At 70.9% G+C, this 21,247-nt stretch carries 16 protein-coding genes; 6 read left to right on the top strand and 10 right to left on the bottom strand.

Features of this window, described 5'->3' with window-relative positions; genetic code table 11:
* Positions 1-44: 44 nt before the first annotated feature.
* The 3 genes from katG to NE358_RS04255 all read right to left on the bottom strand — a co-directional run bounded on the left by katG (position 45) and on the right by NE358_RS04255 (position 3,855).
* Positions 45-2,297 (bottom strand): catalase/peroxidase HPI, encoded by a 2,253-nt coding sequence (gene katG, locus NE358_RS04265; RefSeq protein WP_289941802.1) that lies wholly within the window; start codon positions 2,295-2,297, stop codon positions 45-47.
* On the bottom strand, positions 2,294-2,755 hold the full coding sequence (locus NE358_RS04260) for a Fur family transcriptional regulator (protein ID WP_116238498.1): 462 nt from the start codon (positions 2,753-2,755) through the stop codon (positions 2,294-2,296). The genes katG and NE358_RS04260 overlap by 4 nt, the downstream gene beginning before the upstream one ends.
* Positions 2,756-2,859: 104 nt before the next feature.
* Positions 2,860-3,855, bottom strand: a complete 996-nt coding sequence (locus NE358_RS04255) for a stage II sporulation protein M (protein ID WP_289941800.1) — start codon at positions 3,853-3,855, stop codon at positions 2,860-2,862.
* Between the two features lie 16 nt (positions 3,856-3,871).
* On the opposite strand from NE358_RS04255, the gene NE358_RS04250 reads away from it, so the two are divergent.
* On the top strand, positions 3,872-4,702 hold the full coding sequence (locus tag NE358_RS04250; protein WP_103206487.1) for an RDD family protein: 831 nt from the start codon (positions 3,872-3,874) through the stop codon (positions 4,700-4,702).
* 25 nt (positions 4,703-4,727) lie between these two features.
* On the opposite strand, the gene NE358_RS04245 is transcribed toward NE358_RS04250, so the two are convergent.
* On the bottom strand, positions 4,728-4,934 hold the full coding sequence (locus NE358_RS04245) for a DUF3499 family protein (RefSeq protein ID WP_103206488.1): 207 nt from the start codon (positions 4,932-4,934) through the stop codon (positions 4,728-4,730).
* Positions 4,935-5,082: 148 nt separating this feature from the next.
* Here NE358_RS04245 and NE358_RS04240 point away from each other — a divergent pair, with 148 nt between their 5' ends.
* Positions 5,083-5,517 carry a hypothetical protein gene (locus NE358_RS04240; protein WP_246077938.1) on the top strand — a complete coding sequence of 145 codons (435 nt, stop codon included), beginning with the start codon at positions 5,083-5,085 and terminating at the stop codon, positions 5,515-5,517.
* A gap of 22 nt (positions 5,518-5,539) precedes the next feature.
* Here NE358_RS04240 and NE358_RS04235 read toward each other — a convergent pair whose 3' ends face one another.
* The 4 genes from NE358_RS04235 to manA form a co-directional block, all read right to left on the bottom strand.
* Positions 5,540-6,931 carry a DUF5719 family protein gene (locus NE358_RS04235; RefSeq protein WP_289941797.1) on the bottom strand — a complete coding sequence of 464 codons (1,392 nt, stop codon included), beginning with the start codon at positions 6,929-6,931 and terminating at the stop codon, positions 5,540-5,542.
* A complete protein-coding gene (locus NE358_RS04230) occupies positions 6,928-9,771 on the bottom strand; it encodes a glycosyltransferase (protein WP_289941794.1) in 2,844 nt (947 codons plus the stop codon). The genes NE358_RS04235 and NE358_RS04230 overlap by 4 nt, the downstream gene beginning before the upstream one ends.
* A gap of 94 nt (positions 9,772-9,865) precedes the next feature.
* Positions 9,866-10,189, bottom strand: a complete 324-nt coding sequence (locus tag NE358_RS04225) for a WhiB family transcriptional regulator (protein WP_074694106.1) — start codon at positions 10,187-10,189, stop codon at positions 9,866-9,868.
* A gap of 146 nt (positions 10,190-10,335) precedes the next feature.
* Positions 10,336-11,490, bottom strand: coding sequence for a mannose-6-phosphate isomerase, class I (manA, locus tag NE358_RS04220; protein WP_103206491.1), 1,155 nt, complete (start codon positions 11,488-11,490; stop codon positions 10,336-10,338).
* Positions 11,491-11,551: 61 nt separating this feature from the next.
* Here manA and NE358_RS04215 point away from each other — a divergent pair, with 61 nt between their 5' ends.
* The 3 genes from NE358_RS04215 to NE358_RS04205 all read left to right on the top strand — a co-directional run bounded on the left by NE358_RS04215 (position 11,552) and on the right by NE358_RS04205 (position 15,931).
* Positions 11,552-12,946, top strand: a complete 1,395-nt coding sequence (locus NE358_RS04215; protein ID WP_116238503.1) for an O-antigen ligase family protein — start codon at positions 11,552-11,554, stop codon at positions 12,944-12,946.
* Between the two features lie 103 nt (positions 12,947-13,049).
* Entirely contained in the window at positions 13,050-14,963 is a 1,914-nt protein-coding gene (locus tag NE358_RS04210) for a glycosyltransferase (RefSeq protein ID WP_103206493.1), read from the top strand.
* Positions 14,960-15,931, top strand: coding sequence for a glycosyltransferase family 2 protein (locus tag NE358_RS04205; RefSeq protein WP_103206494.1), 972 nt, complete (start codon positions 14,960-14,962; stop codon positions 15,929-15,931). The genes NE358_RS04210 and NE358_RS04205 overlap by 4 nt, the downstream gene beginning before the upstream one ends.
* Before the next feature lie 44 nt (positions 15,932-15,975).
* Here the strand turns inward: NE358_RS04205 and NE358_RS04200 are convergent, their stop codons facing one another.
* Entirely contained in the window at positions 15,976-18,018 is a 2,043-nt protein-coding gene (locus NE358_RS04200; RefSeq protein ID WP_289941783.1) for an acyltransferase family protein, read from the bottom strand.
* Positions 18,019-18,025: 7 nt separating this feature from the next.
* Entirely contained in the window at positions 18,026-19,162 is a 1,137-nt protein-coding gene (glf, locus tag NE358_RS04195) for a UDP-galactopyranose mutase (protein ID WP_103206496.1), read from the bottom strand.
* Between the two features lie 167 nt (positions 19,163-19,329).
* Between glf and NE358_RS04190 the strand changes: the two genes are divergently transcribed.
* Positions 19,330-21,246, top strand: a complete 1,917-nt coding sequence (locus NE358_RS04190; RefSeq protein ID WP_289941776.1) for a DUF6541 family protein — start codon at positions 19,330-19,332, stop codon at positions 21,244-21,246.
* Position 21,247 lies beyond the last annotated feature (1 nt).

Raw genomic sequence — 21,247 nt, 5'->3', positions numbered from 1 at the left:
GGGCCTTCCGCGTGCCGCGACGACCGAGCCGCAGCGAACCGTTCTCAGACCAGGTCGAACCGGTCGAGCTCGGTAACCTTGCGCCAGGCGGCGACGAAGTCGCGGACGAACTTCTCCTTGGCGTCGTCGGAGGCGTAGACCTCCGCGAGCGCGCGCAGCTCGGAGTTCGACGAGAACACCAGGTCGACGCGCGTGCCGATCCCGACCTTCTCGCCCGATCCGTCTTTCGTGCCCTCGAAGGCGTGCTTGCCGCTGTCCAGCGGCTTCCACGTCGTTCCGAGGTCGAGGAGGTTCGCGAACACATCGTTCGTCAGGGCGCCGGGGGTGTCGGTGAAGACGCCCCATTCGCTGCCGTCCCAGTTCGCGCCGATCGCGCGTAGGCCGCCGACGAGCACGGTCATCTCGGGCGCGGTGAGGGTGAGCAGGTTCGCCTTGTCGAGCAGCAGGAACTCCGCGGGCAGGCGCGCCTCGCGCGACGCGTAGTTGCGGAAGCCATCGGCGATCGGCTCGAGCCAGCGGAACGACTCGATCTCGGTCTGCTCCTGCGAGGCGTCGGTACGCCCCGGGGTGAAGGGCACCTCGACCTCGACGCCACCGGCGCGGGCGGCCTGCTCGACACCGGCGTTGCCCGCCAGCACGAGCAGGTCGGCGATCGAGACCTTCTTGTCGCCCTGCGCGTCGAAGGCGGCCTTCACGCCCTCGAGGACGGAGAGCACGGATGCAAGCTGCTCGGGGTTGTTGACCGTCCAGCTCTTCTGCGGCTCGAGGCGGATGCGCGCCCCGTTCACGCCACCGCGCTTGTCGCTGCCGCGGAAGGTCGAAGCGGCGGCCCAGGTCGTGGTGACCAGCTGCTGCACCGATAGTCCGCTGTCGAGGATCTGCTGCTTGAGGGCAGCGGCATCCGCCTGATCGATCAGCTCGTGGTCGACGGCGGGCACGGGGTCCTGCCACACGAGCACCTCGGCGGGCACCTCGGAGCCGAGGTAGCGCTCACGCGGGCCCATGTCGCGGTGGGTCAGCTTGAACCAGGCGCGGGCGAAGGCATCCTGGAACGCGGCCGGGTCCTCGGCGAAACGGCGCGAGATCTTCTCATACGCCGGGTCGACGCGAAGCGCCAGGTCGCTGGTGAGCATGCGGGGCTCGCGACGGCCGTCGGAGTGCGCCTCGGGCACGAGACCTTCGCCCCCGCCGTTGACCGGACGCCACTGATGCGCGCCCGCGGGGCTCTGGAAGAGTTCCCACTCGTAGGCGAAGAGGATGTGGAAGAACTCGTTGTCCCAGCGGGTGGGGTGGTAGGTCCAGGTGACCTCGAGGCCGCTGGTGATGGTGTCATCGCCCTTGCCGGTGCCGTGGCTGTTCTTCCAGCCCAGGCCCTGGTCGTTGATGTCGGCGGCTTCGGGGTTGGGGCCGACGTGCGAGTCGCTGGCCGCACCGTGGGTCTTGCCGAACGTGTGACCACCGGCGATGAGCGCCACGGTCTCTTCGTCGTTCATGGCCATACGCCCGAAGGTCTCGCGGATGTCGTTCGCCGAGAGCTGCGGGTCGGGGTTGCCGTTGGGTCCCTCGGGGTTGACGTAGATCAGACCCATCTGGACCGCGGCGAGCGGCTTCTCGAGCTCGCGGTTGCCCGTGTAGCGCTCGTCGCCGAGCCACGTGGTCTCGGGACCCCAGTACACGTCGTCGTCGGGCTCCCACACGTCGGTGCGGCCACCGGCGAAGCCGAAGGTCGGGAACCCCATGTCCTCGAGCGCGACGTTGCCGGCGAGGATCATCAGGTCGGCCCACGAGATGGACTGGCCGTACTTCTTCTTGACAGGCCAGAGCAGACGGCGCGCCTTGTCGAGGTTGACGTTGTCGGGCCAGCTGTTCAGCGGGGCGAAGCGCTGCATGCCCGCGCCCGAGCCGCCGCGACCGTCGGTCACGCGGTAGGTGCCGGCGCTGTGCCAGGCCATGCGGATCATGAGCGGCCCGTAGTGGCCGAAGTCGGCGGGCCACCAGTCCTGCGAAGTCGTCATGACCGCTTTGAGGTCCTGCTTGACGGCGTCGAGGTCGAGCGCCTCGAACGCGGCGCGGTAGTCGAAGCCCTTGTCCAGCGGGTCGCGCAGCGCGTTGTTCTTCGCGAGGATCTTGACGTTCAGCGTCTCGGGCCACCACACGCGGTTGGCGGACCCCTGGGTCGGGTGCGGCAGGGCGCCGGCGGGCTCGCTGTCGGCGGGGGCTTCGCCCACGGGCAGTCGGTTGTCGTCGGGGGCGGCTCCATCGTGGAAGACGGGGCACCCGTTCAGAGCGTCGCTCATCGGGATCCTCTCGGTTTTTCGGCTTCGGACGTCGCTCGACAATCGGAGCACACGCCCCAGAACGTCACTTCAGCGGTCTCTATGAGAAAGCCGCTGCCCTCCGGCATGTGCAGGCACGGCGCCGCACCGACGACGCAGTCCACGTCTTCGATGCGGCCGCACCCGGTGCAGACCACGTGGTGGTGGTTGTCCCCCACGCGCAGCTCGAACGTGCCGGCGTGACCGGCCGGCTCGATACGGCGCGCGAGTCCCGCGTCGGCGAAATCGCCGAGCGCGTTGTACACCGACTGCTTGCTGGTGCCGGGAAGGGCACCGCGGATCCCGTCGAAGACGTCGTCCGCGGTGGCGTGCGGCCGGGCACGCAGGGCCTCGAGGACGGCGACACGGGTCGCCGTCACCCGTAGACCCGCGTCGCGGATGAGGGCATCCGCGGGAGCGTCCGGTCGACTGTCGAGCATGCGATCAGCGTAGCGTCTTTTGACTTAATCAAAAATGACACGCCGGAGAACGATCGGAAACGTCGTCCGCAGCCGTCCGAGACGGTCTCGGCATCCGGATGCCGTCATCCCGCCGTCAGCGTAGGAGTCCCGGCCTCGTATTCGGTGAGGTCACCGGTCTCACCCGCGCGCGCCGCGCGGCGACCGACCCAGAGCATGTAGAAGAGGAAGACGCCGAGAGCGAGCGCTCCGATGGCGATCTTGATCGGCCACGGCCACTCGCGCGGGGTCACGAACCCCTCGACGAGTCCCGAGAGCGCGAGGGCGAAGACCAGCCCCACGGCCACCGTCGCAAGCGATCGCCCCGCCGCGGCGAGCGCCGCCGCCCGGGAGCGCCGCCCGGGAGCGACCCAGGCCCAGAAGATCTGCAGTCCCGCCGCGCCCGCGACGAAGATCGCGGTGAGCTCGAGCAGACCGTGCGGGAGGATGAACTGGAAGAACAGGTCGCCGCGGTCGAACGAGAACATGATCGCCGCGGAGGTTCCCACCCCGATGGCGTTCTGCATCATGACGGCGAGCGGCCACAGGCCCGTCACGCCGAACAGCACGCACTGCGCCGCGATCCAGGCGTTGTTCGTCCAGACGGACCCGGCGAAGATCGCATTCGGATTCTCGCGGTAGTAGTTCACGAACTGCTCGTCGGCGTAGTTCTGCAGCTGACTCTTCTCGCCCAGGGCCGCGACGGCCGCGGGATCGCCCGAGATCCACAGGGCGACGAGGCTCGAGACCACGAGGAAACCGACCGTGACGGCGAGGGTGCTCCAGCGCACGCGGTAGAGGGCGGCCGGCAGCTGCAGCACGAAGAAGCGCGGCACCTGCTTCAGGACGTTGTCACGGACGCCCGTCAGGCGCAGGCGCGTGCGCGCGAGCAGGATCGAGACGTGGTCGCCCTCGGGAGTGCGCCCGGCGGAGGTCTTGATGTCGGCGAGATCGGCCGAGGCGGCGCGATAACGGGTGACCAGCTCGTCGACGTCGGGACCACTGAGACGTTTGCGTCGGCCCAGTTCATCGAGCCGCGCCCACTCGTCGCGGCGGGCGGCCGTGAGGGCATCGAGGTCCATGTGGTCAACTGTACGCATGGCTTCGTCGACGACCCCCTCCCCCGCGGTCGCCCTCGTGCACACGGACGCGGACGAGACGCTCACCGGAGAGGCCGTCGCCCTCGACGTGCAACCCGTCGGCTTCTTCCTGCGCGCCCTCGGAGCGTTCATCGACTTCCTGATCGGCGCCGTGCTCCTGATCGGCGGAGCGCTACTGCTGACGACGATGGTCGCGGCCGGAACCCTGCCCGAGGCCGCGATCCGCATCGGCGTGATCTCGCTGCTCGTGCTCGTGACCGTCGTGATCCCCACCACCGTCGAAACCCTCTCGCGCGGGCGGAGCCTCGGGCGCCTCGCCGTGGGCGCGCGGATCGTGCGCACCGACGGCGGGGCCGCAGGGTTCCGCCAGGCCCTCATCCGATCCCTCACCGGGGTGCTCGAGGTGTGGTTCACCCTCGGCGCGATCGCGGCGGTCGTCGGCATGTTCACCCCGCGCGCTCAGCGGCTGGGCGACCTGCTCGCCGGCACCGCCAGCGAGCGCACCCGCACCCGCCGCCTTCCGCCCCCGGCGCCGGGCCTGCCGCCCGGCTGGGAGTCGTGGGCAGAGATCGCCGACGTCTCGCGACTGCCCGACCGCCTCGCCGCTCGCGTCGCGCAGTTCGTGCGCGGGGCCGACGCCCTCGAGCCCGCCGCGCGCGCCCGGGTCGCGGCATCCCTCGCCGAGGCGGTCCGCCCCTTCGTGTCGCCGATCCCGCCGTCCGACGACGAAGGACTCGTCCGCGCTGTCTCGTCGGTGCGCCGGGATCGCGAGTACCGCGCGCTGCTGCTCGAGAACGAGCGCGCCGCTGCCCTGACCGAGCGCGCCTGAGCGCCCCGAGCGGGAGCGCCGCGCGTCAGGTGCGAAGCGTCTCGTGTCGCACGACGACCCAGCCCTTGGGCACCGACAGGCGGTCGGCGTGGATCGCGCAGAGGTCGTGCGCGTGCGGGTCGCCCGCGGGACCGAGGGGGCCGAGGGCCGCCATCTGGTCGCCGTAGTCGTAAGTGAGGGTGCTCATCGCCTCGCGGGCGCATCCCACCTTCGAGCAGAGTCTGTCGCGCATCGCGGGCCAGCCTAGCCAGCCCCTCCGACAGCGCTTCGACGCCGCGCCGCCGGATCCGGGATGCCGCGCCCCCGCCGCCGCAGGGGACCCGCGGTCCGCCTCGACGCACGGCACGACCGAGCCGGCCCCTCGAACGTAGGATGGGCCCATGATGCGTCGCCGATCCCGGGAAGCGCGGCCGGTGGCCCGCCCCTCGCGACACGGTCGCCACGGCCGCGAGAACCGCAGCCCCGTCGTGCGCCCCCCGCTGCCCCCGATCGACACGCGTGTCGAGCGCTTCGACATCGCCGTCGGCGCCGCGGCCGAGTTCCTGCGTTCGGCGTGGACCGACCTGCGCGAGGTGTCGTTCGAGATCGGGATCATGCCGCCCGCGGCTGCCGACGGCATCCCGCGGTGGACGGTCCTGCGCGAAGAGAAGCGCATCATCCTGTACCGGGTGCCCATCGAACGCCTGGGCCACCCTCACCACGACGACGACCTGCACCGCCGCATGATCATCGAGGGCGCGGTCTTCCGCGCCGCGGCCGAATACCTCGATCGCGACCCGTGGGACCTCGGTCCCGAACGGTTCCGCTTCTTCTGACCCGCGCCGGGCGAGCGGTTCGCTAGGGCAGGATCGTGAGCGCCGACGCGGCGGCATCCGCCGGCCACAGAGGGTAGGAGGCCAGGGCCCCCGTCCCCGCATACGAGACCGCCGCCCGGACCGGGGAACCCGATTCGAGGCGGTAGACGCCCGCGGCGACCGGCACGGCCACGCTGGCGCCGGCGGCCACGGTTGTGGTGACGGGCGCGCCTCCGTCGGACGGGGTGAGCGTGACGGTCGTGTCGCTCACGGCGCCGGCGATCACGAGGTTCGCTCCCACCCCCGCGGCGACGGCGATCGTGCTCGGGGCCGAGATCTCGGGCGCCGGGACGTACCAGGCGAAGTCCGACCCCTCCCCGAAACCGGTCGTCGACCACGTCGCCCCCACGATGGGCGCCGTGGCGGTGACATCGACCGTGTAGGCGCCGACGGCGAGACCCGACAGGTTGAGAGAGGTCGGAAGGCCCGTGGTCAGGGGGATGTCAGTGGGGGCGGGAGCGGCGACGGCGGGGTCGTTCGGAACCAGCGTCACCGTCGCGGTGGCGTCGGAGCCCGGCGAGAGCAGCCGGAGAACCGTGCCCGCCTGACCGGCGCCGGTGGCGAGCACCTGCACGCCCGGCATGACCAGCCGAGTGTCGGCCTGGGCGAGCGGTGCGACCTGATCGGCGCCACCGGGAAGCAGCAGACGCGTCAGCGTGGCCTGGAGCGAGGCGTGGACCGGGGCACCCGATGAGACGACGCGCACGACCGGGCTCTCTTCTCCCAGCAGCAATCCCGCGAGGGGGACGACGCGACGACCACCCGCGGGAACCACGAGGTTCTGACCGCTCGCCGGGGTCGAGACGCCCTGCGCCCCGTAGACCGACAGTTGGACGGTCGCCGGAACGTCGCCGGGGTTGGCCAGCACGACGAGGTCGTTCGATCCCGTCGTGGAGGCACCCCCGACCAGCCACGACTCCGCGAGCGGGGGGCGACAGGCGGATGCCGCGAATCCGATGAGATCGCTCGCGGCAGCCGTGGCCGACCCGGCGGCCGCGAGAGGAGTCTGAGCGCGGTCGCGGGGAGACGCGCGCAGAGCCTCGGCGTCGCCGGAGGAATCGGCCGTTGCCCCGGTCAGGGCGGTTGTCGTCGCGTTCGAGCCTGCGGGGCCGCTGACGACCTGCTGCGCCGCCGCCGCGCTCAGGGAGCTCGCGGAATCGGCACTGCGCCCGAGGGCCAGCAGGGGCCCGTCGCACGCGAGGAGGGTGTCGCCGGGGGCCGGGGTGGCCTGCACGCGCACGGGGGTCGCGGAGTACTGCGGCCAGGGGGCCGCGATCCCGACGACCGTGCCGACGACGGCGGCCGTGGCCACGGCCGCACCCGCGATGACGCGGGCGCTCGTGGCGGCGACCCGGACGAAGCGACGCTCGCTCATCGGGTTCCTCCCGGGTTCGGGCCGACGATGCGCGGCGTGCGGCGGGCGACCCGCCGCGATGCGGCGGTCGGTACGGCGAGCAGGAGGGCGATCAGCACGACGGCGAGGGATCCGGCGGCGACCAGGCGCTGCAGTCCGAGCCGGTGGTCGTCGAGGGGCGGGCGCGGGGTGACCGCGGTGTTCACGCGCCAGAGGTCGCCGCGCGAGGTGGCTCCCACGGGGTCGAGCAGGTCGCGCTGGTCCAGCGACGTGGCGGCTCCCAGCCGCGTTCCGCGGATCACGTCGTCCTCGCCGGCCGGGGCCGATTCGAGCAGCACGAACGAGATGCCGCGTTCGGCGAGTCGCGAGACCACGTCGTCGGCCGACGGGGTCACGAGATCCGCCGCGAGGGCCGCGAGCTCGACGTCGTCCTCGTCGGCCGAGGTGCGCGTGGCCTCGACGGTGCTCTGACCCGAGAGGGTGGCGCTGCCGCCCCAGACGACCTGAACCCGCAGACCGTCGGCGCGGGGGTCGAGGACGATCGTGCCGATGCCGAGCGATCCTCGCCCCTCGGCGGCGACGAACGCCGGGAGGGTCGAGACGGGACCGTTCGTCAGCACCGAGCGACCGCTATCGGTCCCGGTCGTCTGGGCGGTGAGAGCGGGGGCGACCGAGACCGCGAGGGCCGCGAGAGCGATTAGCGCACCGACCGGTCGGAGGACGTGGACGCGCGCGGGGATCCCGGCGTCGAGGGCGATGACGGCTGCGCCGACGAGGCCGATCCACGCGAGACTCAGGCCCGCTCCCGGCCAGAGCGGCACGGGGATCGAGTGGTCGAACGACACGGCGATGCCCACCGCGGCGAAGGCGGTGGCCAGTCCCACCACCGTGAGGACGATGAGGGCGGATGCCGTGATCCACCGCGGGGTGAGGACCGCCAGCACGGCCAGGACGGCGAGGGGCGCGACGAGCAGCCCGACCCACCAGACCGGTCCCCCGGTCAGGCTCGCCCAGCCGCCCGGGTCGGACGTGGGGAATCCCGCGGCGATCAGCGCGCGCCCGAGCGGCGTCGCGGAGGCCTCGGCGCCCGCGTAGGCGACGCCGGGGTCGGCGAGAAGGCCCCAGGGGTTGCCCGCGCGCACCTGCGTCCACACGAGCGGGGCGAACACGACGATGGAGGGGACGAGGAGCCAGACGACCCGGGCGACTCCGCGACCGGCCACCAGGGCGACGACCACCAGCGCTGCCGACCACAGCACCACGACGGCGGGAGCCAGAGAGGGAGCCGACGCGAGGACGGCGGCGAGGAGGAGGGATGCCGCTCCCGCCGGCGCCCACGACCGGTGGGCGACGCTCGCGGCGTAGAACAGCCACGGCAGGAGCAGGTGCACCAGCACACCCGCGGGTCGACCCTCGACGAGAGCCGCGAGGAAGGTCGGGGCGAGAGCCCAGGCGAAGCCGGCGACGATGCGCAGCATCGACGACTCCGTCACGCGGGTCGCCGCGAACCACCCGCCGAGGACGGCGAGCGGCAGGGCGAGCACCCAGAGCACCACGAACGCGCGCGAGGGCTCCCCCGGCGACAGGGAGCCGATCACCGCGACGAGCGCCGAGAACGGATCCGCCGGCCCGACGACATCCAGCCCGAGGGGGCGTGCACCCCAAGCGGCGTCCTGCCAGAGCTGGGCCACGTTCTGTCGTAGCGGCGCCAGGGCGCCTCCGCCGAGGACGGGCCACGCCAGCAGCGGGGCGAAGAGCGCGGCCGAGACAGCGAGGGCCCCGAGCACCGCCCAGGCTCCGCCGCCGACGAAGAAGCGCAGCTCCGAGCGCACCGGGGCATCGGGGTCGGCGACGTCGCTCTCCCACCGCAGGCGCATCTCGGCACGCGACACCCGCAGGGGCGACAGGCGCGACCACCCCACCCTCCGGGAAGAGCGGATGCGGCCGCGAGCACGGGCGACGGCGGCCGGCCGAGCCATCACCAGCAGCGTCGCTCCCCATTCGGGCAGCACCCGGTAGGGAACTTTCGCGACCAGGTGCAGGACCGTGCGCCACAGGGCCAGCGGCAGCAGCGAGAGCCAGTGCAGGGCGACCGCGGGGGCGGGCGCGTAGACGAGTCGGCGGTGCAGCTGCGCCGTGCGTGTCGCGAAGGCGCGGCGGCGCGCACGGCGACGACCGCGAGCCATGGCGGCCACGCCGTCTCCGGCGACGGCGACACGGGCGGAGGGCACGAGCGAGACGAGGTGACCCGCCAGGCGCGCGCGCACGCCGAGGTCGAGTCCCTCGTCGGCGCCGCCGAGGGCGGGATCGAGGCCTCCGAGGGCGGTCCACGCGTCGCGGCGCACGAGCAGGCCCCGCACGTCGGCGCCGAGCACGTCGGCATCCCCGTCGCGTTGTCCCTGGTCGAGTTCGCCGGCCGCGAGCTCGACGGTGCCGCCGTAGCGGTTCATGCTCACGCCCAGCGAGAGGATCGCGTCGCGGTCGTCCCACGCCACGAGCTTGGGGGCCGCGACGACGAGGGGCGGAGAGAGCTCGAGGGCGCCCGCGAGACGCACGAGGGCGTCGGGGTCGGGGGCGGTGTCCTGCGCGAGCAACCACACGGCGTCGCCGGTCAGACGGGGCGTGGCGAGCGCCGTGGCCGCGGCGAACGAGGTGCTGGCCGGTGCCGTGATGACGCCCTCGGCACCCGAGGACGCGGCGAGATCCCTCAGCCCGGCGTCGGCGCCGCACAGCACGATGGTGAGCGCATCCACGGGGCGCGTCTGCGCGGCGAGAGCCGCCAGCGTGCGCTCCAGATGGTTCGCTGCAGGAGTGCGTCCTTCGGGACGCACGACGAGGATGGCGTGAACACGGTCGGGCATGACGCGGATCAGCCTAAGTGCGCTCTCTCGCGATCACGGACGCCGCGCCGTCGGCGAACGGATCGCTCAGACGGACGGACCGCGGATGACGAGGTCAGGCGCGACGCTTGAGCTTGCGACGCTCGCGCTCGCTCAAGCCGCCCCAGATGCCGAAGCGCTCGTCGTTCTGGAGCGCGTACTCGAGGCACTCGGACTTCACATCGCACGAGGTGCAGATGCGCTTGGCATCCCGCGTCGACCCGCCCTTCTCTGGGAAGAAGGCCTCGGGATCGGTCTGCGAGCACAGAGCGTCGGTCTGCCAGGCGAGGGTGTTCTCTTCGGTGGAGTCGATGTCGCGACGGACTCCGGGAACACCGAGATCCACCGGATCGACGAACCAATTCTCCGGGACACCGGACCGGTACTGCGATGTCGCCATATCGTCCTCCGCCTCGCTCGAGCCCCCATGACGCGGTTCCGCGCCGTCATAATTACACCCGTGTCATTCCGCTGAGTCAAGTCGCGGATCGTAAACCCTCAAGGGCGAGGTGAACCTTTACCCGCCGCCCCGGCGTGTCGCGGACCTCAGGCGCCGGGCATGGCGACGAAGACCTCGCCCCCACCGTCGCTCGCCAGCGGCGACTCGTCGGGGGTGACGAGGGCCGCCTGGCCCGGCCGCACGGCGATGCGCGCGCCCGACGACCCGGTGAGCACGGTCTCGCCCGCCACCCCGAGCGCGATCGCGACGCCGCGCAGGTCCACTCGCCCCGGCGCGCCCGCCTCGAGGTGGCCGAGGGCGAAGTCGATGATCCCCGGCGCGAAGATCTCGGCGTTCTCCCCCGCGGCGACCGGGCGCAGGAACGGCGGCTCGGCCGGACGGAAATCGACGAGACCCAGCAGTTCCTCGACGTCGATGTGCTTGGGCGTCAGGCCGCCGCGCAGGACGTTGTCGCTCGCGGCCATGATCTCGACCCCGAGGCCGGCGACATAGGCGTGCAGCACGCCCGCGGGCACGAAGATCGCCTCCCCGCGCCGCAACTCGACGAGGTTCATCAGCAGCGCGACCACGATTCCCGGATCGGCCGGATAGGCGGAGTGCAGCGACCGCGTCAGGGCCAGCTCGGCGGCGAACTGCGGCGCCTCGGCCGAGGCCGCGGCATCCACGATCTCTTCGATCTCGGCTCGCTCCGCCCCGCCGAGCAGCCAGCCGATCGCCGAGCGCAGAGCGTCGTCGCCCGAGAGGCGGTCACGCAGCGCCCGCACGGCGGGGGCGTCGCCGAGGGCGTCGACGAGGGTGCGCGTGCGTTCCAGGTCGCGCAGTCCCGCGAGCGCGGTGAACGTGTCGCTGAGGGCGACGATCACCTCGGGCTTGTGATTGTCGTCCTTGTAATTGCGCTCGCCCGCGTCGCGCGGGACGCCCGCCTTCTCTTCGCGCGCGAAGCCCTCGACCGCCTGCTCCTTCGAGGGGTGCACCTGGATCGACAGCGGCGCTCCGGCCGCGAGCAGCTTCAGAAGATAGGGCAGCTTCTCGGGAACGCCCTGCTCTGCCGCGGCGGCGGGCAACCACTCGTCGAGCGTGCGGTCGGATCCGTCGTGCACCTCGGCCGGCGAACCCGGGTGGTCGCCGAACCACACCTCGGCCTCGGGGGCTCCCGTGGGCTCGCGGCCCTCGAGATCGGCGATGAGGGTGGGGCTGCCCCAGGCGTAGTCGCGGGGGGTGTTCGAGATGGCGATCAGCACGGCGTCAGCCTAATGCGCGCACCCGACGACGACGGATGCCGACCGCTACCCTGAACACACCATGGCGATGCACACGAATCACCCCGTGTCGGCGCTGCCGACGGCGCCCGCGCGCGAGACCACCGGGCATCTGCTGCTGCGGGCCTGGTGCGTGCTGCTCCTCATCCTGGGCCTCGGCGGGGTGGGTCTGCTGAATGCGGTCGGTCCGACCGTCACCGCGGTCGTCGTCGCGGCCTCCACCGTCGTGTCCGCCGTCGTATGGCTCGTCGTGCGCCCGCCCGTCCCCGTCCGGCGCCTGCCGTGGATCGCCGCGGGATACCTCGTCTGGGCGACGGCGTCGGTGCTGTGGAGCGCCTGGCCCGCGGCATCCGTCCTGACTCTGCTTCTCCTGTGGATCACGACGTTCCAGGCGCTGTTCGTCGGGGCGGTGCTCACTTGGAGAGACGTCGTGCGCGCGATCGCGTCGGCGGCCAAATGGGTCGTCGGATTGTCGCTGGTCTTCGAGCTCGCGGTGTCCGTCATCGTGCGAGGACCGCTGCTGCCGGGATTCGTCGTCGCGACCGAACCGGGGCAGGTTCCCTGGTCTCGAGGTGCCCTGTTCACGGGCGGCCGGATCCAGGGCATCTTCGGCGACGCCGACCTCCTGGCCGCGGTGATGCTCGTCGCCGTCATCGTGTTCGGCGTCCGCCTCGCGGTCGGCGCGCCGCGCCGTGCGCTGCTGGTCGTGTGGATCGTCGTCGCCGGCTTCCTCTTCGTGCGCGCGCAGTCGATCACGGGAGCGATCGCCGCGGTCTTCGTCGCGCTCGTGCTCGGCACCGTGCTGGTCATGCGCACCGCGAGCCGTCCCGGCGAGCGCACGCGCTGGTACCTCCTCTACGCGGCGATCGGCCTGGGCGGCGGTGCGGCGCTGTGGTTCGGGCGCGACACGATCTTCGGCGTGCTGGGCCGGGGTGCCGACCTCACCGGACGCGAGGGGATCTGGGCCGACGTGCTGGCCCGGGCGGATCAGCATCCGATCATCGGGTGGGGGTTCTCGACGCCGTGGATCACCTCGGAACCGCTCATCGGCGGCTGGATCGCCGACCACGGGCAGCCGGTGACGCAAGCGCACGGCATGTGGCTCGACGCCTACCTTCAGCTCGGCGGTGTGGGGGTGGCGCTGCTGGCGCTCGTGTACCTCGCGTACCTGTGGCGCTCGTGGTTCTTCGCGATCGACCGCCCGCGCTGGGATCTGCGCGACGATCGACCGCACTCCCCGCTCACCCTGCTGCCGACCCTCGTCGGCGCGCTGCTCGTGGTGCAGGGTCTGACAGACTCGGGCCCCCTGCTGCTGTGGGGATGGATGTTCGTGATCCTTTTCGGCGCGAAGATCAAGCAGACCCCGCTGGTGGGGGTCGGCCCGAGCGAACAGAGCATCTCGATCGAGCGGGGAGAACTGCCGCGCCCCGCGCTCTGAGCCGCGCACCGGGGCGTCGAACGCTCAGGGTCGCGGCACGTGCGCCCGGTAGACTGCCCGCTGGCCGTCCGCGGCCGCGGCTCCTCGACCGAAAGATCTCTTCGTGACGTACACCCTGCAGAACGCCGTGCTGCCGCTCGACCGCGACCCCGACCTCCTTCCGTTGTACGTCGACCCCGAGACGTGGTCGACCATCGACGAGGAGCCGGTGCGGGTCACCAACGTCGCCCAGCTCGGCAACATCCTCGATCGCCACCGCGCCCGCATCGTCGCCGGCCGACGCGTCTCTTTCGGCACCTACTTCAACGCCTTCCCCGCCTCGTACTGGCAGCACTGGACGGCCGTGCGCCACGTGCGCCTGACCGTGCACACCTCGGGGGATGCCACGGTGCTCGTGTACCGCTCGAACGGCGGCGGCACGAAGCAGCGCATCGAGACGCGCGAGGTGCGCGGCGACGCCGTCGCGACCTCGTTCGACCTCGTGCTCGATCAGTACAGCGACGGCGGGTGGATCTGGTTCGACGTGGCCGCCGACCAGGCGGACGCGATGTTCGAGGGCGCCGAGTGGACAACGGAGCAGGAGCCCGTCCGCGGCGGCAAGGCCAGCATCGGCGTCACGACCTACAACAAGCCCGACTACTGCGTCTCGACGCTCGAGGCCCTCGCCGACGCCCCTGACGTGCTCGACGTCGTCGACCGGGTGTTCATCATCGACCAGGGCACCGATCTGGTCGAGGCGCAAGAGGCCTACCCGGCGGTCGCCGAGCGTCTCGGCGACACCCTCCAGGTGCTGCGCCAGCCCAATCTGGGCGGTTCGGGCGGCTTCGCCCGCGCCATGGTCGAGACCCTCGCCCGGGAGGGCAGCGACTTCGTGCAGCTGCTCGACGACGACGTGCGGATCGAGCCGGAGTCGATCCGCCGCTCGGTGGTGTTCGGCCGGTACGCCTCGGTGCCGACGATCGTCGGCGCCCATATGTTCGACCTCCTCGACCGCCCGAAGCTCCACGCCTGGGCCGAGGTCGTCGACGATGCCCCCTTCATGTGGCGGGCTCTGTTCCAGGAGCGCCTCCCCCACGACTTCAGCGTCGCCAATCTGCGCCAGAGCCCGCTGCTGCACATGCGCCTCGACGCCGACTACAACGGCTGGTGGATGTGCCTCATCCCCACCAGCATCCTGCGCGAGATCGGCCTCTCCCTCCCCGCCTTCATCAAGTGGGACGACGCCGAGTTCTGCGTTCGGGCTCGGGATGCCGGCTACCCCACGGTCTCCATGCCCGGTGTCGCGCTCTGGCACGTCTCGTGGCTGGGCAAGGACGACTCGATCGACTGGCAGGCGTACTTCCACGCCCGCAATCGCATCGTCGCCGCGCTTCTGCACTCGCGTTCGCCGCAGGGCGGGACGCTCATCCGGCACAGCCGACGCGTCGACCTCAAGCACCTCATGATGATGCAGTACTACCCGGTCGAGCTGCGCCACCGCGCCTTGCGCGACGTGCTCTCCGGGCCGGACCACATGCGCGCGAATCTCGCCACGGCCATGCCCGACGCTCGCACGGTCGCGAAGAAACACGCCGAGACCGTCGTGCACAAAGATTCGGGCGTGCCGCTGCGCTCGCGTCACGGGCGCCAGGTGTTCAAGCGCCTGAAGAAGCACGAGTTCGACAGCCCCACGGGTCTGGCCCTGCGCACCTTCACCGCGCGCACCCTCGTGTCGCACTGGTTCCACACGCCCAGGCCCGAGAACATCAGCCAGCCCGAGGTCGAATTCGGCAAGGGCGACGCACACTGGTGGCGCGTCCCGCTCTACGACAGCGCCCTCGTGAGCGCCGCCGACGGCTCCGGCAAGAACATCTACACGCGCGATCGCGCGATGTTCCGTCGCATGCTCGTCGACAGCTGGAAGCTGCACCGACGGCTCCAGCGCGAATGGCCCCGCCTGTCCCGTCAGTACCGCAGCGCCCTGCCCGAGCTCGTCTCCGAGGCCAACTGGCGCGCGACCTTCGAGGAGCGTCCGTGACCACGGCCCCGTTCGACCCGAAGACCGCGACCATCGTCGTCGTCACCTACAACCGCACGCACCTGCTGACGCGGCTCCTCGAGAGCATCGAACGCATGGACCCGGCACCCGGTCACCTCGTCGTGATCGACAACGCCTCGACCGACGACACCACCGCGGTGGTCGAATCGTTCCGCGATCGCCTGCCCACCGAGCTGGTCTATCGCCGTCTCGAGACGAACACCGGCGGCTCGGGCGGGTTCAGCGAGGGGATGCGCACGGCCTACGAGCTCGGATCCGAATGGATCTGGCTGATGGACGACGACGTCGAAGTCGTGACGGACGGGCTCGCTCGCATGGGGCACTGGACGCCGCGCTTCCGCAGCATCCAGGGGCGGCGCTACGACTACGACGGCAGCGAGTTCTACTGGCAGTACCGCGTGGCCGAGTCGATGGCGATCCCGATCCCCTTCGCCCCCGCCGCCTTCGACGACTCCGGGTTCAAGCCGATGAACTCAGGCTGCTTCGAGGGCATGTTCATCCACCGCGACATCGTGGCAAAGATCGGCCTGCCCGATCCCCGCTTCTTCATCTACTGGGACGACCAGCTCTACGGTTGGCTCGCTTCTCGCCACACGCCCTCGGTGATCGTCAACGAGTTCGTGCTGCGCCGTACGCGCGAGATCAAGCAGTGGGACATGGGCATCCGGCACATGAACGCGTCGAGCGACGCGTACCGGTACTACATCATGCGCAATCGCGCCTACCTGCAGAAGTACTACCGCGCGCTCGGCGTCTACCGCACCCTGCCCTTCACGCTCGGGACGACGCTCACCTTCGTGAAGGAACTCATCCGCCTCGTCGTGGTCGAACGCAAGATCACCGGCACGAGCCACCTGTTCCGTGGGCTCCGCGACGGCCGACGCATCCTGCGCGACTCCTCGTGGAAGCCGATGCCGCCGCTGGAGCAGTCGCAGCCGGTCGGCTGAGTCGTCCGCGCTGACGCGACGCGGGACGCCTGTGCGTCCGCGGCTCAGCCGATCGTGGCCGGCAGCTGCTCGGCCAGGGACGGACTGAGCGTACGCGCATAGAGGCGGCTGAGGTGGTTGTCGTCGCGGTAGACCGCGACGTTCCCGATCTCGCCGACGCAGAGGTCGTCGGGGCAGATCCACGGCGTGAGGTCGACGAGGTGCAGACCCGGGCGGTCGAGGTCGTCGGCGGGGTTCCGATCGGCGAGCGATGCCGACCGCGGAACCGCGCAGTCGAGCGGATCGTCGGACCCGACCACGCAGTCGTACATGTTGAAGGCGAAACGCGGGTTGTCGCGGACGCCCAGCACCGGCACCCCCGCGTCGTCCATCCGGTCGAGGAAGCGTTCGATTCCCGGGCGCAGACGCTCGTCGTCCTCCCCGGCATCCGAGCGCGTCACGACCGTCAGCGCCGCATCGGGTCGCACTCGTTCGACGAGCTCGATGGCCGCCTCGCGCCACCCGTCGCAGCGCTCGTCCATACCCGGCTCGTCGAGACCCATCGAGCAGCCCCCCTTGATGAGGAAGACCACTCCCCACCCGTTGGCCTCGGCGACCGGGAGCAGGGCGCTCGTGATCTGCTGCGCGTGCGAGTCGCCGATCACGGCGATGGTGTGGCGGGCCCGCGGGGTGCCGGTGGTCTCGGAGCAGGTCCCGCGCAGCATCTCGACGTCGTTCGCCCACTCCCCCGAGCACTCGCGGTCGAGGTGGACCCACTCGTCGTCGATCAGGGTCGGAAGCGGCAGCAGCGGGGCGTCTGCCGGAGGTTTCGACAACGAAGGATCGCGCAGCACAGCGGCCCCGGGATTGGCCTGTAGCGCCCGCTCCTCGATCGCGCGCTGCTGCAGCCACGTCGACGCCTGCCAGGCTCCGACGGGAACGGCCACGACGGCGGCGGCGACCGCGAGAACCGTCACCGGCACCAGGGAGGAGGTGTCGGTCCTCCGCCAGGCACGCACGGGACGGTCGACGGCCCAGGTCAACAGCCGCGCGAGCAGGAGCGACAGCACGATGATCCCCGCCCCTCCCACCAGCCCCACCTCGGTCCGGCCGTTCACGACGAGGAAGGTCACGAGGATCGGCCAGTGCACGAGGTACAACGCATACGCATCCCGCCCCACGGCCTGCAGCGGGCGCGCAGAGAGCACCCTCGCCAGCGAGAACCGCCCGGTCTCACCCGATCCCGCCACCACGATGGCCGCCGCGCACAGCACCGGCCACAGCGCCAGGAACCCGGGAAAACCGCCCTGGACGTCGAGTACGGCACCCAGCACGAGGAGTCCGACGAGGCCCGCCCACCCGATCAAGGTGCGGGCGATAGCGCCGAACCTCACACGGGGCAACGCGATGACCAGCAGGGACCCCGCGGCGAACTCCCACAGTCGCGCCCCGGTGTCGAAGTAGGCGAGCTGCTGCGCCGACGCGGTGCGCACGACCGAGTAGACGAACGAGATCGCGAAGACCGCGCCGAAGACCACGCCCACCACGCGATCGGGGGACCACCCGCGACGGCGGACCGCGATCTGGCAGACCCACAAGAGGATCACCCACAGCACGAAGGCCTGACCCTGCACCGACATCGACCAGAAGTGCTGCAGCGGACTCGGCACGTCGGTGCGCGCGTAGTAGTCCACCGCGTCGGCGGCCAGGAGCCAATTCTGCACGTAGCCGAGAGACGCCCACGCCTGCTCGGCGATCGAGCGGTACATCGTCTCGGGATAGACCGCCCACACCACGGCCAGGATGCCGACCAGGGTCACGGCAGCGGCCGGCAGCAAGCGACGGAACACACCGAGCAGGTGACGGACCGGGCGCACCGGGGCGGGGCCCGCCATGCGACGGACGAACCCACGGGTGAGGAAGAACGCCGAGAGCATGAGGAAGACGTCGACGCCGCCCGAGACCCGGCCGAACCAGACGTGGTACGACACGACCAGCAAGATGGCGACGGCGCGCAGCCCGTCGACGTCGCGACGATACGCCCAGCGCCCCTCCGTCCCCCGGTGCTCGGGCACAGAGCGGGTGGGCGACCCGAGGGTCAGATGCACGGGGACATCACGCGAGCTGGTTGTTCCACATCGACAGAGCGGAACCGATGGCCATGTGCATGTCGAGGTACTGGTACGTGCCGAGGCGGCCGCCGAAGTGCACGTCGCGCTCTCCCTTGGTCAGCTCGCGGTAGGCGAGCAGACCGGCGCGGTCGTCGGCGGTGTTGACCGGGTAGTAGGGCTCGTCGGCGCGCGTGGCGAAGCGCGAGTACTCGCGCACGACGACCGTCTTGTCAGTCGGGTACCGGTCGGCGCGCTCGGGGTGGAAGTGCTTGAACTCGTGGATGCGCGTGTACGGCACGTCGGCGTCGGCGTAGTTCATCACGCTGGTGCCCTGGAAGTCGCCGATCGGCAGAACCTCCTGCTCGAAGTCGAGCGTGCGCCACGACAGCTCGCCCTCGGCGTAGTCGAAGTAGCGGTCGACCGGTCCGGTGTAGACCACCGGCACCTGGCCGACGGTCGCCTTCTTGTTCAGCGGCTGCGACTCGTCGAAGTAGTCGGTCGAGAGCTTGACGTCGATGTTCGGGTGATCAGCCATCCGCTCCAGCCACGCGGTGTAGCCGTCGACGGGCAGACCCTCCCACGTGTCGTTGAAATAGCGGTTGTCGTAGGTGTAGCGAACGGGCAGCCGCGAGATGACCTCCGCGGGCAGATCCTTCGGATCGGTCTGCCACTGCTTCGCGGTGTAGTCGCGGATGAACGCCTCATACAGGGGACGACCGATCAGCGCGATCCCGCGTTCCTCGAGGTTCGCGGCATCCTTCGCATCGAACTCCCCGGCGAGCTCGTGCACGAGCGCGCGCGCCTGATCGGGCGTGTACGCCGCCTGGAAGAACTGATTGATCGTGCCGAGGTTGATCGGCAGGGGGAAGACCACGTTCTTGTGCGTCGTGTAGACGCGATGCACGTAATTCGTGAACCGCGTGAAGCGGTTGACGTACTCCCACACCGTCGGGTTGGAGGTGTGGAAGAGATGCGCGCCGTACTGATGCACCTCGATGCCCGTCTCGGGCTCGTCCGCCGAATAGGCGTTGCCGCCGATGTGATGACGACGATCGATGACCGTGACCTTGCGGCCCGCGGCGGCGGCGCGCTCGGCGATGGTGAGGCCGAAGAAGCCGGAGCCGACGATGAGAAGGTCCATGAAATGCTGCGTCTTTCGTGTCGAGAGTGGGGGCACGACCCCGCGGGAGACGTCCGGTCGATACTACCCGGGACGCATCCGTGCCCCCGCGGCCGCGCTCAGCGGCCCCGCAGAGACCGTCCGATACGATGGCGTGTCGTAACGGCCGCGGACGGAGACGGAATTGCATGGGTGACTGGGTCAGCGCGATTCCGGCGTACCTTGCCGTCGCTGCCGTTCTGATCATCCCCGGCGTCGCCGTGGTCGCCGTCGGCTGGGGCTGGCGAAGCCCCCAGCGGCTGCTGCTCGCTCCCGCGATCTCGGTCACGATCGCCGCCGCCGCGGCATCCGTCGCTCCCCTCGTGGGTCTGCGGTGGAACCTGTTGCCGCTGGCACTGGTCACCCTCGTGGTCATGGGCATCGCACTCGTCCTGCGCCGCGTCGCCGGGGTCGACACCGCGCCCGCCGGGCGCCGAACGGGACTGGTCGCGCTCCTGTCGCTGGTGGCGACGGCCCTCGTCAGCGCCGTCATGTTCGCCCGCGCCTTCGGTGCTCCCGGCAACATCGCGCAGCGCTTCGACAACATCGTCCACCTGAACGCGATCGCCCTGGGCCTGCAGAACGGCAGCGCTTCGCCGTTCCAGATCGGGTCCACCTCCGACATCGGCTTCTATCCGAACGCCTGGCACGCCCTCACCACCCTCGGCGCCGAGTTGACGGGCGCGAGCGTCCCCGTCGCGGTGAACGGGTCGAACCTGGCGATCGTGTCGATCCTCTGGCCCGCGTCGGTGATGGCTCTCGCCGGGGCCTTCTTCGCCCAGCGCCGCACCGCCTACGTCGTGTCCGCTGCGCTGTCGACGGGGTTCGGGGCCTTCCCCGCCCTGTTCTTCAACTGGGGCGTGCTGTACCCGAACCTCGTCGGGTACGCCATGCTCCCCGCGGCCCTCGCGGTCATCGTGACGATGCTGCCCGAGCGCGGTGCCCCCGCCCTGGTGCGCTCGGCTCTGCTGGTCGCCCTGCTGGCCGGGGGAACCTTTCTCGGCCACCCCAACGCGTTCCTCAGCCTGCTGTTCTTCGCCGCCGCCGTCGTCATCACCGCGTTCGCCGTGCTCGCGGTCACCGAACGCACGCGCGGATCCGTCCTCGGGCTCGGGATCGCCGTGGTCGCCTTCGCCGTGGCGTTGGCGGGTACCGTCGCGGTCTTCCGCACCGGGGCCGAGCACTCGGGCTGGGCACCGTGGCAGCAACTGTCGCAGTCCCTCGGCGAAGGGCTGTTCGCCGCACCGCGCGGGTTCACTCCAACCGTGGTCGCCTCTCTGCTGCTGATCGCGGGCTTCGCCGCCGTCGCGCGCCGCCCCCGCCTGCTCACGGTCCTCGCGCCCTTCGCCGTCGCGGTGGCGCTGTTCGCCGTGGCCTCGGGCCTGCGCATCGACAGCCCCCTGCGTCAGCTGCTCACCAACCCCTGGTACAACGACTCGAACCGGCTCGCCGCGCTGCTGCCGCTGGTGGCCATCCCCGTCGCCACCCTCGGCGCGCTGGCCATCGTCGATCTCGTCCGAGCGACTGTTGGCGAACGACGTGTTCCCGGGTGGCTCCGCGTCGGCGCGGTGGTGGTCGGTATCGCCGCCGTGTTCTCGGTGGCGATCGGTCCCAACGTCCGAATCGCGCTCGCCCAGGTGCACGAGGCCTACGCCTATACCGACAGCTCCCTCATCCTGTCGTCCGACGAAGAGGCGCTGCTCGAGCGTCTCGACGAGGAGACACCCCCCGACGCGCTCATCGCCGGGAGCCCCCGGACGGGTACCTCCCTCGCGCTCGCCTTCGCAGACCGCCAGGTGACCCAGAAGCACGTCTTCGGAAACCCCTCCCCCGAGGTGCTCTTCCTCAACGCGCATCTTCGCGACATCGACTCCGACCCGGCCGTGTGCCGCACCGTCGATCAGCTCGGCGTCGACTACGTGCTCGACTTCGGCACGCAGGACGTCATCGATCCCGCGGGCGCCGCGGCCTACAGCGGCATCCAGGACCTCACTCCCGGCACGCACCTCGTGCTCGTGGATTCGCAGGGCCCGGCCGCCAAGTTGTTCCGCATCGAGGGGTGCTGAG

The sequence above is a fragment of the Sphingomonas sp. G5 genome (assembly GCF_052660795.1).
Note: the sequence above shows the minus strand (reverse complement) of the source record. Positions and strands in the feature narration are given on the sequence as shown.

What these genes read in the sequence shown, in the direction of transcription:
- NE358_RS04215 (WP_116238503.1), top strand. Translation starts at nt 11,552, where the DNA reads ATGGCGATGCACACGAATCACCCCGTGTCGGCGCTGCCGACGGCGCCC.
- katG (WP_289941802.1), bottom strand. Translation starts at nt 2,297, where the DNA reads ATGAGCGACGCTCTGAACGGGTGCCCCGTCTTCCACGATGGAGCCGCC.
- glf (WP_103206496.1), bottom strand. Translation starts at nt 19,162, where the DNA reads ATGGACCTTCTCATCGTCGGCTCCGGCTTCTTCGGCCTCACCATCGCC.
- NE358_RS04235 (WP_289941797.1), bottom strand. Translation starts at nt 6,931, where the DNA reads ATGAGCGAGCGTCGCTTCGTCCGGGTCGCCGCCACGAGCGCCCGCGTC.
- NE358_RS04260 (WP_116238498.1), bottom strand. Translation starts at nt 2,755, where the DNA reads ATGCTCGACAGTCGACCGGACGCTCCCGCGGATGCCCTCATCCGCGAC.
- NE358_RS04230 (WP_289941794.1), bottom strand. Translation starts at nt 9,771, where the DNA reads ATGCCCGACCGTGTTCACGCCATCCTCGTCGTGCGTCCCGAAGGACGC.
- NE358_RS04245 (WP_103206488.1), bottom strand. Translation starts at nt 4,934, where the DNA reads ATGCGCGACAGACTCTGCTCGAAGGTGGGATGCGCCCGCGAGGCGATG.
- NE358_RS04190 (WP_289941776.1), top strand. Translation starts at nt 19,330, where the DNA reads ATGGGTGACTGGGTCAGCGCGATTCCGGCGTACCTTGCCGTCGCTGCC.
- NE358_RS04240 (WP_246077938.1), top strand. Translation starts at nt 5,083, where the DNA reads ATGATGCGTCGCCGATCCCGGGAAGCGCGGCCGGTGGCCCGCCCCTCG.
- NE358_RS04225 (WP_074694106.1), bottom strand. Translation starts at nt 10,189, where the DNA reads ATGGCGACATCGCAGTACCGGTCCGGTGTCCCGGAGAATTGGTTCGTC.
- NE358_RS04250 (WP_103206487.1), top strand. Translation starts at nt 3,872, where the DNA reads ATGGCTTCGTCGACGACCCCCTCCCCCGCGGTCGCCCTCGTGCACACG.
- NE358_RS04255 (WP_289941800.1), bottom strand. Translation starts at nt 3,855, where the DNA reads ATGGACCTCGATGCCCTCACGGCCGCCCGCCGCGACGAGTGGGCGCGG.